Origin of the sequence: Sulfurimonas sp. (assembly GCF_026991475.1) — a bacterium.
Lineage (GTDB): Bacteria > Campylobacterota > Campylobacteria > Campylobacterales > Sulfurimonadaceae > Sulfurimonas.
The window spans coordinates 1-13,837 of the sequence record NZ_JALXBK010000088.1 but is presented as its reverse complement, the minus strand read 5'-3'; the positions used below and the strand labels follow the sequence as shown (position 1 = coordinate 13,837).

17 protein-coding genes are annotated in these 13,837 nt (G+C 32.7%); 12 read left to right on the top strand and 5 right to left on the bottom strand.

The window, feature by feature from the left end; genetic code table 11:
• Positions 1–980: SLC13 family permease (locus MV589_RS07330; protein WP_297433422.1), on the top strand; the 980-nt coding region annotated here is incomplete at its 5' end.
• On the opposite strand, the gene MV589_RS07325 is transcribed toward MV589_RS07330, so the two are convergent.
• Positions 973–1,176: a hypothetical protein gene (locus MV589_RS07325; RefSeq protein ID WP_297433421.1), complete on the bottom strand. Its 204-nt coding sequence runs from the start codon at positions 1,174–1,176 to the stop codon at positions 973–975. The two genes, MV589_RS07330 and MV589_RS07325, sit on opposite strands and share 8 nt — an antisense overlap.
• 70 nt (positions 1,177–1,246) lie before the next feature.
• Between MV589_RS07325 and MV589_RS07320 the strand changes: the two genes are divergently transcribed.
• From MV589_RS07320 to MV589_RS07275, 10 genes are all read left to right on the top strand, one after another.
• Entirely contained in the window at positions 1,247–1,537 is a 291-nt protein-coding gene (locus tag MV589_RS07320; RefSeq protein ID WP_297433420.1) for a Dabb family protein, read from the top strand.
• Between the two features lie 115 nt (positions 1,538–1,652).
• Entirely contained in the window at positions 1,653–1,868 is a 216-nt protein-coding gene (locus MV589_RS07315) for a hypothetical protein (protein WP_297433419.1), read from the top strand.
• A gap of 16 nt (positions 1,869–1,884) precedes the next feature.
• Positions 1,885–3,144, top strand: a complete 1,260-nt coding sequence (locus MV589_RS07310) for a M48 family metallopeptidase (RefSeq protein WP_297433418.1) — start codon at positions 1,885–1,887, stop codon at positions 3,142–3,144.
• On the top strand, positions 3,126–3,959 hold the full coding sequence (gene prmC / locus MV589_RS07305; RefSeq protein ID WP_297433417.1) for a peptide chain release factor N(5)-glutamine methyltransferase: 834 nt from the start codon (positions 3,126–3,128) through the stop codon (positions 3,957–3,959). Before MV589_RS07310 ends, prmC begins: the two co-directional genes overlap by 19 nt.
• A gap of 11 nt (positions 3,960–3,970) precedes the next feature.
• Positions 3,971–4,456 (top strand): DUF4149 domain-containing protein, encoded by a 486-nt coding sequence (locus MV589_RS07300; RefSeq protein WP_297433416.1) that lies wholly within the window; start codon positions 3,971–3,973, stop codon positions 4,454–4,456.
• 75 nt (positions 4,457–4,531) lie between these two features.
• A complete protein-coding gene (locus MV589_RS07295; protein ID WP_297433415.1) occupies positions 4,532–5,206 on the top strand; it encodes a nitrous oxide reductase accessory protein NosL in 675 nt (224 codons plus the stop codon).
• Positions 5,199–5,396 carry a hypothetical protein gene (locus tag MV589_RS07290; protein ID WP_297433414.1) on the top strand — a complete coding sequence of 66 codons (198 nt, stop codon included), beginning with the start codon at positions 5,199–5,201 and terminating at the stop codon, positions 5,394–5,396. Before MV589_RS07295 ends, MV589_RS07290 begins: the two co-directional genes overlap by 8 nt.
• Positions 5,393–6,556, top strand: a complete 1,164-nt coding sequence (locus tag MV589_RS07285) for an ABC transporter permease (RefSeq protein WP_297433413.1) — start codon at positions 5,393–5,395, stop codon at positions 6,554–6,556. The genes MV589_RS07290 and MV589_RS07285 overlap by 4 nt, the downstream gene beginning before the upstream one ends.
• Positions 6,553–7,209: an ABC transporter ATP-binding protein gene (locus MV589_RS07280; RefSeq protein WP_297433412.1), complete on the top strand. Its 657-nt coding sequence runs from the start codon at positions 6,553–6,555 to the stop codon at positions 7,207–7,209. The genes MV589_RS07285 and MV589_RS07280 overlap by 4 nt, the downstream gene beginning before the upstream one ends.
• Positions 7,200–8,159, top strand: coding sequence for a hypothetical protein (locus tag MV589_RS07275; RefSeq protein WP_297433411.1), 960 nt, complete (start codon positions 7,200–7,202; stop codon positions 8,157–8,159). Before MV589_RS07280 ends, MV589_RS07275 begins: the two co-directional genes overlap by 10 nt.
• On the opposite strand, the gene MV589_RS07270 is transcribed toward MV589_RS07275, so the two are convergent.
• The 4 genes from MV589_RS07270 to MV589_RS07255 are packed head-to-tail and all read right to left on the bottom strand — an operon-like array spanning position 8,156 to position 12,425.
• Entirely contained in the window at positions 8,156–8,437 is a 282-nt protein-coding gene (locus MV589_RS07270; protein WP_297433410.1) for a J domain-containing protein, read from the bottom strand. The two genes, MV589_RS07275 and MV589_RS07270, sit on opposite strands and share 4 nt — an antisense overlap.
• Before the next feature lie 27 nt (positions 8,438–8,464).
• On the bottom strand, positions 8,465–9,583 hold the full coding sequence (gene ftsZ / locus MV589_RS07265; protein ID WP_297433409.1) for a cell division protein FtsZ: 1,119 nt from the start codon (positions 9,581–9,583) through the stop codon (positions 8,465–8,467).
• Between the two features lie 12 nt (positions 9,584–9,595).
• A complete protein-coding gene (ftsA, locus tag MV589_RS07260; RefSeq protein ID WP_297433408.1) occupies positions 9,596–10,957 on the bottom strand; it encodes a cell division protein FtsA in 1,362 nt (453 codons plus the stop codon).
• 1 nt (position 10,958) lies between these two features.
• On the bottom strand, positions 10,959–12,425 hold the full coding sequence (locus MV589_RS07255; protein ID WP_297433407.1) for a peptidylprolyl isomerase: 1,467 nt from the start codon (positions 12,423–12,425) through the stop codon (positions 10,959–10,961).
• A gap of 92 nt (positions 12,426–12,517) precedes the next feature.
• On the opposite strand from MV589_RS07255, the gene MV589_RS07250 reads away from it, so the two are divergent.
• Entirely contained in the window at positions 12,518–13,813 is a 1,296-nt protein-coding gene (locus tag MV589_RS07250; protein WP_297433406.1) for an adenosylmethionine--8-amino-7-oxononanoate transaminase, read from the top strand.
• Positions 13,814–13,837: the final 24 nt, after the last annotated feature.

Here is a 13,837-nt window from a genome sequence, read left to right as displayed (position 1 = left end):
TCTCTATTACGACGGGACTTTTAAGCTCTATTCTCTCAAACACAACAACAACTTTGCTTCTTATGCCCATTGCCCTTTTTTTAACTAAAAACAAAAAGTTACAGATGCGTTTTGCTTTGGCAATTGCGTATGGAGCAAGTATTGGCGGTATTTTAACACCTATTGGTACTCCTCCAAATCTTATACTTTTAGGAATTATGCAAGAGAATCATATGCAACTTATTCCTTTCTTTAAGTGGATGATGATGGTTGCACCACTCTCTTTTGTGATGCTCATTAGTGTCAGTCTGCTTTTAAGTGTAGGTGTAGGGGATATTGTTATACAAAGAGAGATTAAAAATGAAAAATTAAACGATACTCAAAAAAGAGTGCTTTTTTTAATGATTGGACTTATTGTTGTTCTCTTTGTAAATGCCCCAATAAGACCCTATTGGAATGGTTTAGGAATGAGTGAAAGCGCTATACTTCTTTTCTTTGGCATTTTACTCTTTATCTCTCCTTTTAAAATTCTTGATTGGGATGAAGACAGTAAACAGATTCCTTTTGCTATTATGTTTTTATTTGGTGCAGGATTTTCTATAGCTAAAGCTTTTAGCAGCAGCGGTTTGGCAGATGAAATAGCGACATATCTATTGAGTATGACTGATTTATCACCGATTATACTTCTATTTAGTGTAGCAATTTTGATAACATTTACAACAGAAATAACTTCAAATACAGCACTTATATCTATAATGCTACCTGTAATTTATTCGGTTTCATCGCAAGCGGGCATTGATACAAGCTTGTTTATGATGGTAGCAACTTTATGTGCAAGTTATGCTTTTATGCTTCCAATAGCAACACCACCAAACGCAATAGCTATGAGCAGTGGAGTAGTAAGTGTGAAAGATATGATGCGTTATGGCATCATACTTAATCTTTTAGGTATATTTTTTATTGTCATTATTGCTGAGTATTTTTGGAAAAGTTTTATTTAGAATCTTTATCGTTATCTTTTTTTTTCTGAAGCATCATATAGAAGTCTTTAAATATTAAAAAAAGACAATAGAGCCATAACGCATCAAGAATATAGTTTTGAGATAAACCATGCAAACGCAGATAGGGATAACCAATCACTATAGGCCATTTTAAAAAATAAAAAAATAAAATTCCAACACCATATAATTCTTTCATAAAATATCTTATCTAATAATTATAAAGTTTTAGATAAAATCACCGCAATATAATAAAAAAGGTTTATGTTATGATTGTACATATAGTAGTGTTTAAATTTAAAGATGAAAATAAAAAAGCAAATTTAGAGATGGTAAAAGAGAGACTTGAAAATCTGCTGCAAGAGATAGATACTCTTAATAGTATGGAAGTTGGAATTGATTTTAATCAATCTCCAAGAGCTATGGATTTGTCTCTTTATGCAACATTTGAACATGAATCAGGTTTAAAAACTTATGCAACTCATCCTGCTCATTTAGAGGTAGTTTCACTTATAAAAGAGCTGACAATAGAATCAAAAGTTGTTGATTATATTTTATAAACGACGAATAAATAAAATAAAAAATAGACTTAAATCGTCATAGTACTTTTTATTTTATTACAAAAATATAATTTCTCACAGTATAATTATGAAAATTTTATATAAAGGTGAGGTTATGTCTAAAATAGGTTCAGAACCAGAATTAAGAGATTTTGATGATTATGATACTCTAAGCGGCGAGAAGAAAAGAGTTGTCTGGGGTGTTATAATAGTTGGAATCCTTATAGGATGCGCATTTTTTGCAGCAAGTAAAATTTATACTGATAAGGGAGATGTTATACAAATTCATGATGATATAACAAATGTACCCTTGTCTAAGAGTATTTTATAAATTAAAAGGAAAATAGATGTTAATGACACTAGTGGGAATATATAGTTTATATGTTTTAATTACAATATATGTGAGTGTAATGCAAATAGGCTATATCAATCAAATTAAAAGAAAGACACCGGTGTTATTAACAGCAAATGATTTTTTAAAAGCGGGTAATTATGCAGTTGCAAAAGAGAAACTCTCCATTGTAAATGTTTTTATTGAGTATCTTGTTTTTATAGTCTGGATAGCGTTTGGAATCTCTTGGTTACACTCTGCATTTATTGCAACTCCAAACGCAGCTATGATGAATATTGAAATTGTAATGAGTTTTATCATTATTAACTCTATTATCTCTATACCATTTTCATATTATGAAAAATTTGTACTCGATGAAGCATTTGGTTTTAACAAATCAACTCTTGGGCAATGGATAAAAGATACATTAATCTCTTTTGTGATGACACTTCTCCTTGGTTCTTTGGTTGTTTGGGGAATTTACGAGATTATTGAAAATTTTGCTCTTTGGTGGTTGTGGAGTTTTGTGTTCATTTTCGCAATTGTTATTATGATCAATATGCTCTATCCAACTTTTAGAGCGATGTTCTTTGATAAACTTACTCCTCTTGAAGATGAAGAGTTAGATAGTGAAATCAAAAGACTTATGGATACAACTGGCTTTGTAAGTAGTGGTGTTTTTGTTAGTGATGCGAGTAAAAGAGATGGACGACTTAATGCTTACTTCGGTGGTTTTGGAAAATCAAAGAGAGTTGTTCTTTTTGATACATTACTTGAAAAACTAAGTACAAAAGAGTTGTTAGCTGTTCTTGGACACGAACTTGGACATTTCGCACATGGTGATGTTTTTAAAAATATCGCTTTAGTGGGTGGAATGCTTTTTGTAATGTTTGCTATTTTTGGTAACTTGCCAGATAGTCTCTACCTTGAGATGGGAATAGCAAAAGAGCCTTATGTGATTATGATTTTACTAATGCTTTTTATGCCTGTTCTTGGTTTTATTATGATGCCTATTATGGGTGTAGTGAGCCGTAAAAACGAGTATGCAGCAGATAAAATGGGAAGTGAACTTGGTGGTGCAGCAGGGGAGATAGAACTTGCTAATGCTCTGAAAAAGTTAGTAGAAGAGAACAAAAGTTTTCCACTCTCTCATCCATTATATATATTTTTTCACTATACACATCCACCTGTAATTGAGAGACTTAAAGAGCTTGGCGTAGATATTGGCTATGTTGAGAGAAGTGGTATTGAGGGTAAATGCGAAGTAGATATTTAGTAAAAGATTTACTTTTAAAAGCAACAAAAATACTCTCAAATGCAGATATACAAAGAGCTTCGAGAGAAGCACAACTTCTGCTTATGGCGCATTTAGAGGTAGATGAGTTATGGCTTATAACACATCAGGGTGCTAGTGTTGAAAATGTAGAGAACTATTTGCAGTGGGTACAAAGGCGTGCTTTAAATGAGCCATTTGAGTATATTACAAATAGAGTTAATTTTTATAGCGAAGAGTTTTATATTGATGAAGGTGCGCTTATTCCTCGTCCTGAGACAGAACTACTTATAGATGAAGTGTTAAAAAATATTGATAATAAAGAGACAAATATGCTCTTTGTTGAAGTTGGTGTTGGCAGTGGCATTATCTCTATAATGTTGGCAAAGCATCTTAAAAATGCAAAATTTATTGCTGTTGATATATCATCTGTTGCACTTAATGTTGCACGAAAAAATATAGAGAAGTTTGGACTTGAAAATAGAATTGAGCTGCGTTTAGGTTCTCTTCTTGAACCTGTAAGTGAGAAAATTGATTATCTTGTATCAAATCCTCCTTATATTGAGGAGGGAGTAAGTTTGGAATCAAATCTCTCCTATGAACCACAAAATGCACTTTTTGGTGGAAGTATTGGTGATGAAATCATAAAACAACTTCTTGATGAAGTCTTAAAGAAGCAGATTAAGTTTTTTAGTTGTGAGATGGGTTATGACCAACAAGATAAAATACGAGAATATTTAAAAGATAAAAAGTATGGTAGTTTAGAATTTTACAAAGATTACAGCTCTTTTGATAGGGGCTTTACTCTTATTTTATAAAGGTTAGAAAATTGAAAAAAAATATATATTTAGATTTTGCATATTTTATTATTTTAGCAGCAACATTTGGTGCTGTTATTGCTTTAGGTGCTATTGTGGCACCAGTTGTTTTTCATACAGATAAAATTACTGTAAACCTGCTAATAGATAACTATAATGCAGGTATTATTATGGGGGAAATTTTTCGCCGTTTTTCTTACTGGGTCTATTTTATGGTGATTTATGTTCTCTTTTATGAGGCAATTGTTTATAAAATGGGACAAAGAGATGCTATTAGTTTTGCCAGTGCTGTAATTGTTATCTTTTCTGGATTACTTTTTAGTGCTATTTATGTTCCAAAAATCCTCTCAATGCAGGCGCTTGGAGCAGAAGCAACACAGAGTGATACTTTTGAAAATATTCATATAGCAAGTGAAATAGATTTTAAAATTTTAGCAGTTGCTCTTTTGGTTTTATTTGTAAGACGACTGATGATTTTAAGAGTCCCCTCAAAATAGATAAAGTATCTGCTTCTTAACACAAAATTAACACTATTTCGCTATTATCTATCTACTAAAATTCAAGGTAGATAGATGTCTCTTTTTAAACTTGTTACTCTTTTTATTTTTTTAACTATTTCGCTTTTTGCATATCCCTCTTATTCTTTAGCTGTTAAAGAGAAGAAGATTTATCCTATGGGTGAAAAGATTTATAAGAAAAAGTGTCCACAACTCCATCTTGAGAAGTATAAAACTTTTGATGCCCTGCAAAATGATATTGTCACTAAACATATCTGCTTAAAGCTCCCTTTGAAATATAGTGATGCTCTTTTACTCTATCTTTGGGAAGTCAAAAGAGAAAACACTCATACAAAACATTATGCAAGACTCAAAGTAACAAAAAAAGACAAATGCCCTATTTGTGGTATGTTCTTATATAAATATCCTAGATGGGTAGCACGCATAGAGTATAAAAATAGAACTAAAAATCCATCATTTGATGGTGTGAAAGATATGATGAAATACTACTTTAAACACTCTAAAAATATTAAAGTGATTTTGGTTCAAGATTACTATACACAAGAGACGGTTGATGCAAAAGATGCCTACTATGTTATGGGTAGTAGTGTTTATGGTCCTATGGGTAATGAGCTGATTGCATTTAAAGATAAAAAAGAGGCAAAACGATTTATGCTTGATCATAGAGGTAAAAAGATACTCTCTTTTAAAGAGATTACTTCTGCTGAGGTTTATAAGTTAGATGAGTAAAAAAAGTAGCTATTTCTTATCTTTTTTATCTCTTTTACTCTTTTTATTTTTAGGAGAGTTACTCTATCTTCACTTTTATAAGAGTGAGACAAAAGAGAGTATGGAACACAAGAGTAAATTACTGAGTTTATCTACTATGTCAAATTTTAATACTGCACTGAAAAATAGTCAAATCGAGTTAAATAAATGAAAAAAATCAACTTCTATCTTCTTGAATATGCTATAAATTACATATTCCGTTATAAATCAAAAAATATTTTTATTGTTATAGTATTAACACTTATGACTGCTCTTTTGGCATCATTTTTATTTGTTCAGAGCTCTTTAAAGTATGAACTTAATACTACATTTAAGTCACTTCCTGAAATAGTTGTGACAAATCAAAAAGCTGGTGTAGATACAACTATTGATGACAGGGTGATGGATGTTATTTTAAATATTAATGGTGTTGGTGATGTTGTATCTCGTGTATGGGGTTATTACAGATTTGCTAATGCCAAGCTTTTACTTGTGGGTGTTGATGAATTTGAAAATCATTACAATAGTGTAGTAAAAAATAGTCTTAAAAAGTATGATTTAAATAGTTCTAGTATGGTAATAGGAGAGGGTGTAAAACATCTGTTTACAAAGCATTACTACAGTAAATATTTTAATTTTATAAAAAGAGATGGAAAAGTTCTAAGAGTGAATATTGCAGGAGAATTTTCTCCACAAACGCAGCTGGAATCAAAAGATATGATTCTTTTAGACAAAGATACTCTTCGTAATATTTTTGGATATAAACGCAGTGAGGCAACTGACTTGATAGTAAAGGTAGCCAATCCCTTAGAGGTACCATCTATTGCATTGAAAATCAAAGATATACTTCCAAACGCAAAGGTGGAGACAAAAAAAGAGATGAAAAGAGCATTAGAGGGTAGATTTAATAATACAAGTGGAATTTTTTTAATGCTTTTTATAATCACTCTTTTTACTTTTTTCATTATTGTTTATGACAAATCAAATGGTTTAAGCAGTGAAGAGAAGAGAGAGATAGGCATTTTAAAGGCGATAGGTTGGAGAGTCCAAGATGTTCTTAATGTTAAACTCTACGAAGGGCTTATAATATCTTTTAGCTCTTATTTGATGGGTATATTGATTGCACTCTTTTATGTCTATATTTTAAATGCTCCAATTATTAAAAATATCTTTTTATCATATAATAGTATGCAGAGTGTTACACTTCCATTTGTAATGGATTATGATACGCTTTTTTTACTTTTTTTCTTATCTGTTCCTATTTATATTGCAGCGACAATTATTCCTTCATGGCGTGTTGCTACTATTGATGCTGATGAGGTGATGCGATGATACAACTACACAATGTTATAAAAACTTATGATGATAAAGTACAGGCACTCAAAGGTGTTGATTTAAGATTTAAAGAGGGTGAGTTTATTGTTTTAAAAGGAGTGAGCGGAAGTGGAAAAAGTACCATTCTTTCTTTGATTGCAGGACTTTTAAAACCAACATCTGGAGAGGTAATAGTAGATAATAAAAAAATCTCAAAACTGCCTGATCATTTTTGTAGTGAATTTAGACGCGATAACATTGGCTTTATATTTCAAAGATACAATCTTATCTCTACATTGAGCGTGCATGACAACATTGTACTGCCTCTACTTCCTGAAAATTTAGAGAGAGAGTTACTCGAAGAGAAATTTCAAAGAACGGTAACCCTTTTCAATATAAAACACAAAGAGGAGAGTTTGGTAAAAAATCTCTCTGGAGGGGAACAACAAAGGGTAGCAATAGCCCGTGCAAATGTAAATAATCCTAAAATTATATTGGCAGATGAACCAACAGCGAATTTGGATGAAAAGCTCTCTCTTGATTTTATAGAGATTATGAGAGGATTAAAAGCAACAAATAAAACAATTATTTTAGCGACACATGATCCACTCTTTTTTCATTTGGATTTTGTAGATAGAATTATTGAAGTAAAAGATGGACAATGTTATTAACACCTGAAATACTAACACTCGATATTCTAAATCTCCTGTTTTTACTTTTTGCTACTGTAGCATTTTATTTTAGTGTCAAGATATTGGTGCAGTATAAGGCAGATGAAACGACGGCACTACAATATAAACTTGAAAAGCAGAGTTATCTTGTTGCAACAATTATAAAGTTTATTTTTACGATTAAGATTCCACTATTTATCTTTTTTATATTTACATTAGATAAAATTTCTACTGTCTTACCAGGGGCTATGTGTGGAGCAGGTGTTGTAAACGCAACGCAATATGGTACACCGCTTCTAATGTTAAAAATACTTAATTTATATCTTTTTGGCTACTGGATAGTTTTAAATAATGAAGATATGAAACTTGAAGATAGAAAATATTTAAAATTGAAATTTTTTATCTTTAGTTTTGCCTATATTTTACTGCTTATTGAAATTATTTTGCAGATGAGTATGTTCTTTTCTATTGATGTAAATAGTGTAGTTGATTGCTGTGGTTCTATTTACTCTACAACAAGTGGAACATATATGGCAGATATTATAGGAGCGAAACCGCTCTATTTGCTAACTCTTTTTTATGGTATTTATCTTTTTATCATTGCTGCTTATATTGCTAAAAATAGATATTTCTACTCTATTTTCAATCTTCTTTTTATGATTATTGCCTTTATTTCTTTAATTGGTTTTTTTGGCACATATATTTACGAGTTACCAACGCACCATTGTCCATTTTGTATGTTACAAAAAGATTATCATTATGTAGGGTATTTCTTATATATTTTTCTTTTTGTAGGGACATTTTATGGAATTATAGTTGGGCTTATTGCGTTTAGTAAAAAAGAGAGTGATTTGAGATTTAAAATTTCAATATTTTTTGATACACTTTATGTTGTTGTTATAACTGCTTATCCTCTATTTTATTACTTTAAAAATGGGGTTTTTCTTTAGATTGTGTCGTTTGTTGCACCAAATTTATCATTCCACCATTCACTTGGGGTATAAGTGTTTTTTTTAACACTCTCCTCATCAAAAGGGTACTCATAATTATTACAGTATTGTAGTATAGTTTCATATGCTTCATTTATCTGCATACTCATCTGATTTGCTTTTTCAATATCATCTCTATGCTTATCAGGATGCCATTTTTTCATAAGGTTTTTGTATTTGTTTTTGATCTCTTTTAGAGAAGATTTTTCACGAAGACCAAGGAGTGATTTGGCCTTCATAATTTTAGAAAAGGAGTTCAATGAAGATTAGTCTTGTTGATTTCTCATATATGCGGGAATGTCAAGATAGTCACTGTCTAAGTCTCCACCAACAACAAGTCGTGGACGAACTTTTGCACGAGGAGCTACAGGAGTTTCACTTACAAAGTCTTCATTGTTTGTAGTTGCAAGATCTCTTTCAAAACCAGTAGCAACGATGGTAATTTTTACATAATTTTCAGGAAGTGTAGTATCTGTTGATGTTCCCCAGATAACTTCAGCATCATCATGCGCACTTTCATGAACAACATCCATGGCATCCGCAAGCTCTAACATTGGAAAGTCTGGATGCATACTAAAGTGAACTAACACACCCATGGCTCCGTTAATAGACATATTGTCAAGTAGTGGAGATTCAATAGCAGCTTTAATAGCCTCATAAGCAGCATTTTCTCCCTCATGCTCACCAACACCCATAAGTGCCATACCCTTGTGACTCATAACCGTTTGTAAGTCAGCAAAGTCAAGGTTGATGTCATTATCTCCACTTGAGAGGATAACACCAGAAGTACCACTAACAGCCTGTGCTAAAATTGCATCTACAATTTTAAAACTCTCTTTTAGTCCAAGTTTTCTGTCGATGATAGAGAGAAGTTTGTCATTTGGAATAACTACAATAGAGTCACTCTCTTTTTTAAGCTCTTCTAATCCACTCTCTGCGAGTTTGAGTCTTCTGTTTCCTTCAAAGCGGAAAGGTTTTGTGACAACAGAGATAGTCAGCGCACCAACTTCTTTTGCAATTTGTGCAACAACTGGAGCAGCTCCTGTTCCTGTACCACCGCCTAAACCAGCAGAGATAAATACAATATCTGCACCATCAAGTGCTTCTCTTATTTCATCATAATTCTCTAATGCAGAATCTTTACCAATCTCTGGTTTCATCCCTGCACCAAGACCTTTGGTAAGCTTTGCACCTATTTGAATGCGTGTTGCTGCGTTTGTCTCACTTAAGACCTGTGCATCAGTATTGATAAGCATCATCTCAATGCCTGTCACATTTTCATTAATCATGTGACCTATCATATTACCGCCGCCACCACCAACACCGACTGCTATAATTCTTGCTCCGTTAGGATTATGTGCTTCTTCAACTATAAATGGTTCCATTATCTCACTCCTTTAAAATAACTGGGTCGCCCAGTTCCAAAACTTGTTCAAGCTACTTGCTTCATCACTCTTTTTCTCTTTTGCATCTTCCACCGCCAGGTTAATCATTTTTGCTTTTTTAGGTTCATCTGATGGTGCAACTGGAATATCTGGAGTGCTACTAAAATCAACACTACTTTGTTCTACTGGCATCTCATTTGTATGGCGTACACGTTTATTTACATCAATCTCATACCTTGTATATGCATTTGCAGAATACATAATAAGACCAATAGCACTAGAAAATTCTGGCCCTCTAAGAGAGTCAAAAAGTCCATTCATTTCCATTGGTTTTGCAAGTCTCACAGGCATTGAACCAAAAGTAGCAACAGCTAAATCTCTAATGCCATCCATTTTTGAAAAACCACCAGTCAGGACAATTCCTGCACCAATTTGATCTTTTAATCCACTATTTTCAATAAACTGTGCCAAAATCATAAGAGTCTCTTCCACACGTGCAAAGATGACATTGTGTACAACTTCAAGAGAAACTTCATGTGTAGTATTTTCATCGCCAATTATTGGTAACTCAATAAGTTCATTACTTGGTGTAAGTAGTGAACCATAAGTAAGTTTTACTTTGTCCGCAACATTAAGTGGTGTATGTAGTGCCATTGACAGATCACTTGTAACATGATTTGAGCCGACACCAAGATATTCATTGTATCTTATTGAGTTACCTGAATAGATAGCAATATTACTTGTGTTTCCACCCATGTCAATTACAGCAGCACCTAACTCTTTTTCATCTTCATTAAGTGTTGCAATAGCAGAAGCGTAACTGTTGAGCACAATGTTCTCTACTTCAATTCCAGCGCCTCTTACAGCTTTTTTCAGGTTATTTAGATTTGATTTTTGTGTTGTAATGATGTGTGTTTCAACTTCTAAGCGTGAAGCATTCATCCCAAGCGGATCTTCTATATAATCTTGATCATCCACTTTAAAATTAAAAGGAAGCGCATGAAGCACTTCATATTCATTTGGAATGTTAGCATTATATAAAGATGTATGCATAACACGTTTTATTTCTTCAAGAGATATTTCTTTACTTTGTATGTTCACTATACCGTTAGAATTTAAACTTTTTGTATAAGCTCCAGACATAGAGACAATGGCAGTTGAAATAGAACTGCCTGAAACTCGTTTGGCATCTTCTACTGCAGTTTTAATACTACGAGAAGCTAACTCAATATTGGTAATACTACCTTTTTTAAGCCCTTGCGCCTTTGTCGTTCCAGCTCCTGTTATAGAGATGTCATTATTGTTATCTATTTCAGCAGTTATTGCACAGATTTTTGTAGAGCCAATATCGATGGCTAAAACAGTTCTACTCAACTTAGAGTCCTTTGATATATATCTCAGTTTTGTACATTTTTTGAAGCTTTTTAATTAAGCCTTCATTGAACATTGCACTTTTTAGCTTACGCATTTCACCATTCAATTTAATGTTAGTGTTAGGAAGCATTTTTTGTTCCAAAATGTTATACAAAATAACATTTCCATCATTAAGCGTTATAAAACCTTTTTTCTTATCACTAACAAAAAGTTTTTGCAAAAAGTTTGTTGCTTCTGTTTTATCTAAAGCTGTGAGTTTATCTACTGCGTTTATTGTAACAAATCCTGTGGTATTACCTGAAAAATTCTTTAAAGAATTTGTAGCAAGTTTTACAATACTTTCTTTTCTCATTTGAGTTATATATATTGGTAAAAGTTCTTTTCTTGCAGCAGCAAAGCTCTTCGCTTGTGCTGGTGTGATTTTTATTAGTTTAAATATATAGTAACTCTCACCAACCTTAATAGGCTTCATAAATGGATCTGCAAGTGAGCGTTTTGATATTTTTACCAATGCTTCAGGAGTAAAAGGATTACTAGATTTAGAAACAGTAGCTTCTGTTGGAGTAATATCAGCTTTTAGTCTATCTTTTTTAAATGCTATGTACATTCTTAATGCTTGTTCTTTTGTTGCTTTTTGATTCAATTCTTGAATAACCTGTTTTTTCGCTTTTGCTAAAGGAAGAATTTTTCCATCTTTTGCTTTATAGTGTGTTTTATTTTCTTGGTAGTAGTTTGTTATTTTTTTCGTATCATACTCTTTTGTAACAGGTGCTTGTTTTATAAACTTTACTTGGTATATAACATCACTCATAAAATCATTTTTGCGGCTTTGCCAGAATTTTTTGAGTTTTTCATCTGTAATATTTACTTTAATATTATTAAGTGTAATTTTTTTATATTTGATTTTATCTGCTATTTTAAATATTGAAGCAAGAATGTTTTGCTCATTTTTTGAGACTTCAATAGGAAGGAGTTTAAGAGTTTTTTCTATTAATAACTCTTTTTTTAATTCAGTTTCATACTCTGTAGGTGTGAGTCTATTCTGTGCTAGTACTTGTTTATATACTTCTTTATTGAAAACACCATTTTCTTGAAAAGCTTTTTGTGCTTCCAATGCTTTGATTAGCTCATCATTTGTTGTAAGTAAATCATAAAAAGATGCAAGATTTAAAATGAGTGCTTGTTGGAGCAGACTTTGAAGTGCTTGTTGTTTTAGTCCATACTGTTTTGCTTTTTCTTCATCAAAATTACCCTGTAGTGCTTGGCTATATTGGCTGTATAAACGAGAGTAAGCTTTTTGAAGTTGACTTTGAGAAATTTTAATATCCCCTACTTTTGCAACTGCTCCAGCTTTGTTTCCGTAGCTATATTGCCCCCATCCTACGAAACCAGCACCAATAAAAGCGATAGTTGAAATCCAAATAGTTATTATTAGCCACTTTTTGTGCCTTTGCATCCACGTAATCATATAAAATATACCTTCTGTATCAAATTTACGTAATTCTATGTAAATTCGTATTAAAACTTGATAAAGAGGCGCTACAAAGCTATAATTTGCTTATGAAAAATGAAGAATTGAAAAATAGAGACCTGGATGTCCTCTGGCACCCTTGTACTCAAATGAAAGATCATGAAACACTTCCTCTAATTCCTATAAAAAAAGCGCATGGAATTTATTTGGAGGATTTTGAGGGTAATAGATATATGGATGCCATTAGTAGTTGGTGGGTCAATATGTTTGGACACACTAACAGTTATATAAATGAGAAAATAAAAGAGCAGTTAGATAGCCTAGAGCATGTTATACTCGCAGGATTTACACATGAACAAGTGGTAAAACTCTCTGAGAGACTTGTGCAACTAACACCGCCAGATTTAGATAAATGTTTTTATTCAGATAATGGCTCTTCTGCTGTTGAAGTAGCGCTTAAGATGAGTTTTCATGCACATTTGAATGATGGTATAACAAAACCTCTGTTTGTATCGCTCAAAAATTCATATCATGGTGAGACAATAGGTGCGCTTAGTGTTGGGGATGTAGAACTTTACAAAGATACCTATGCCCCACTTCTTCTTGAAACTATTCAAACGCAGGTTCCTAAAGATATGAGTGAAGAAGCTGCACTAAACGCAGCCGCTGCGTTTGAGACTCTGTGTGAGAAAAGAGCTGATGAAATAAGTGCTATAATACTTGAACCATTGATTCAAGGAGCAGGGTATATGCATATGTACCATCCTCTCTTTTTAGTGCGTATTCGAGAGATTTGTACAAAGTATAATGTGCATCTTATAGCGGATGAAGTTATGGTTGGATTTGGGCGTACAGGCGAGCTGTTTGCATCTCAAAAAGCAGGCATTTCTCCTGATTTTTTAGTGCTTTCAAAAGGGCTTACAGGAGGGTATCTGCCACTCTCTGTTGTGCTGACTTCAAATGAGATTTATGCGAAATTTTATTGTGATTATAACAAACATAAAGCATTTTTACATTCACACTCTTATACAGGAAATGCTCTTGCCTGTGCTGCTGCAAACGCAACACTTGATATTTTTGAAAATGAAAATATTATAGAAAAAAACAGAGAACTCTCTGCTTATATGGCACAAAAACTTCAAAAATTTGAGAAGCTTCATAATGTAAAAGAGACTCGTCAAACGGGTATGGTGGCTGTGGTAGAATTAAAAGGGTATGAACCGCAAGAGAGAATAGGATTAAAAGTTTATCAATACGGCTTAAAGCATGGTGTTTTACTACGACCACTTGGGCATATTGTCTATTTTATGCCACCTTATATCATCAAAAAAGAAGAGATAGATATAATGATGGATACTGCTTACGAGGCAGTGAAAAATCTCTAATCAAAATCAAAGCTAGCACTAGAG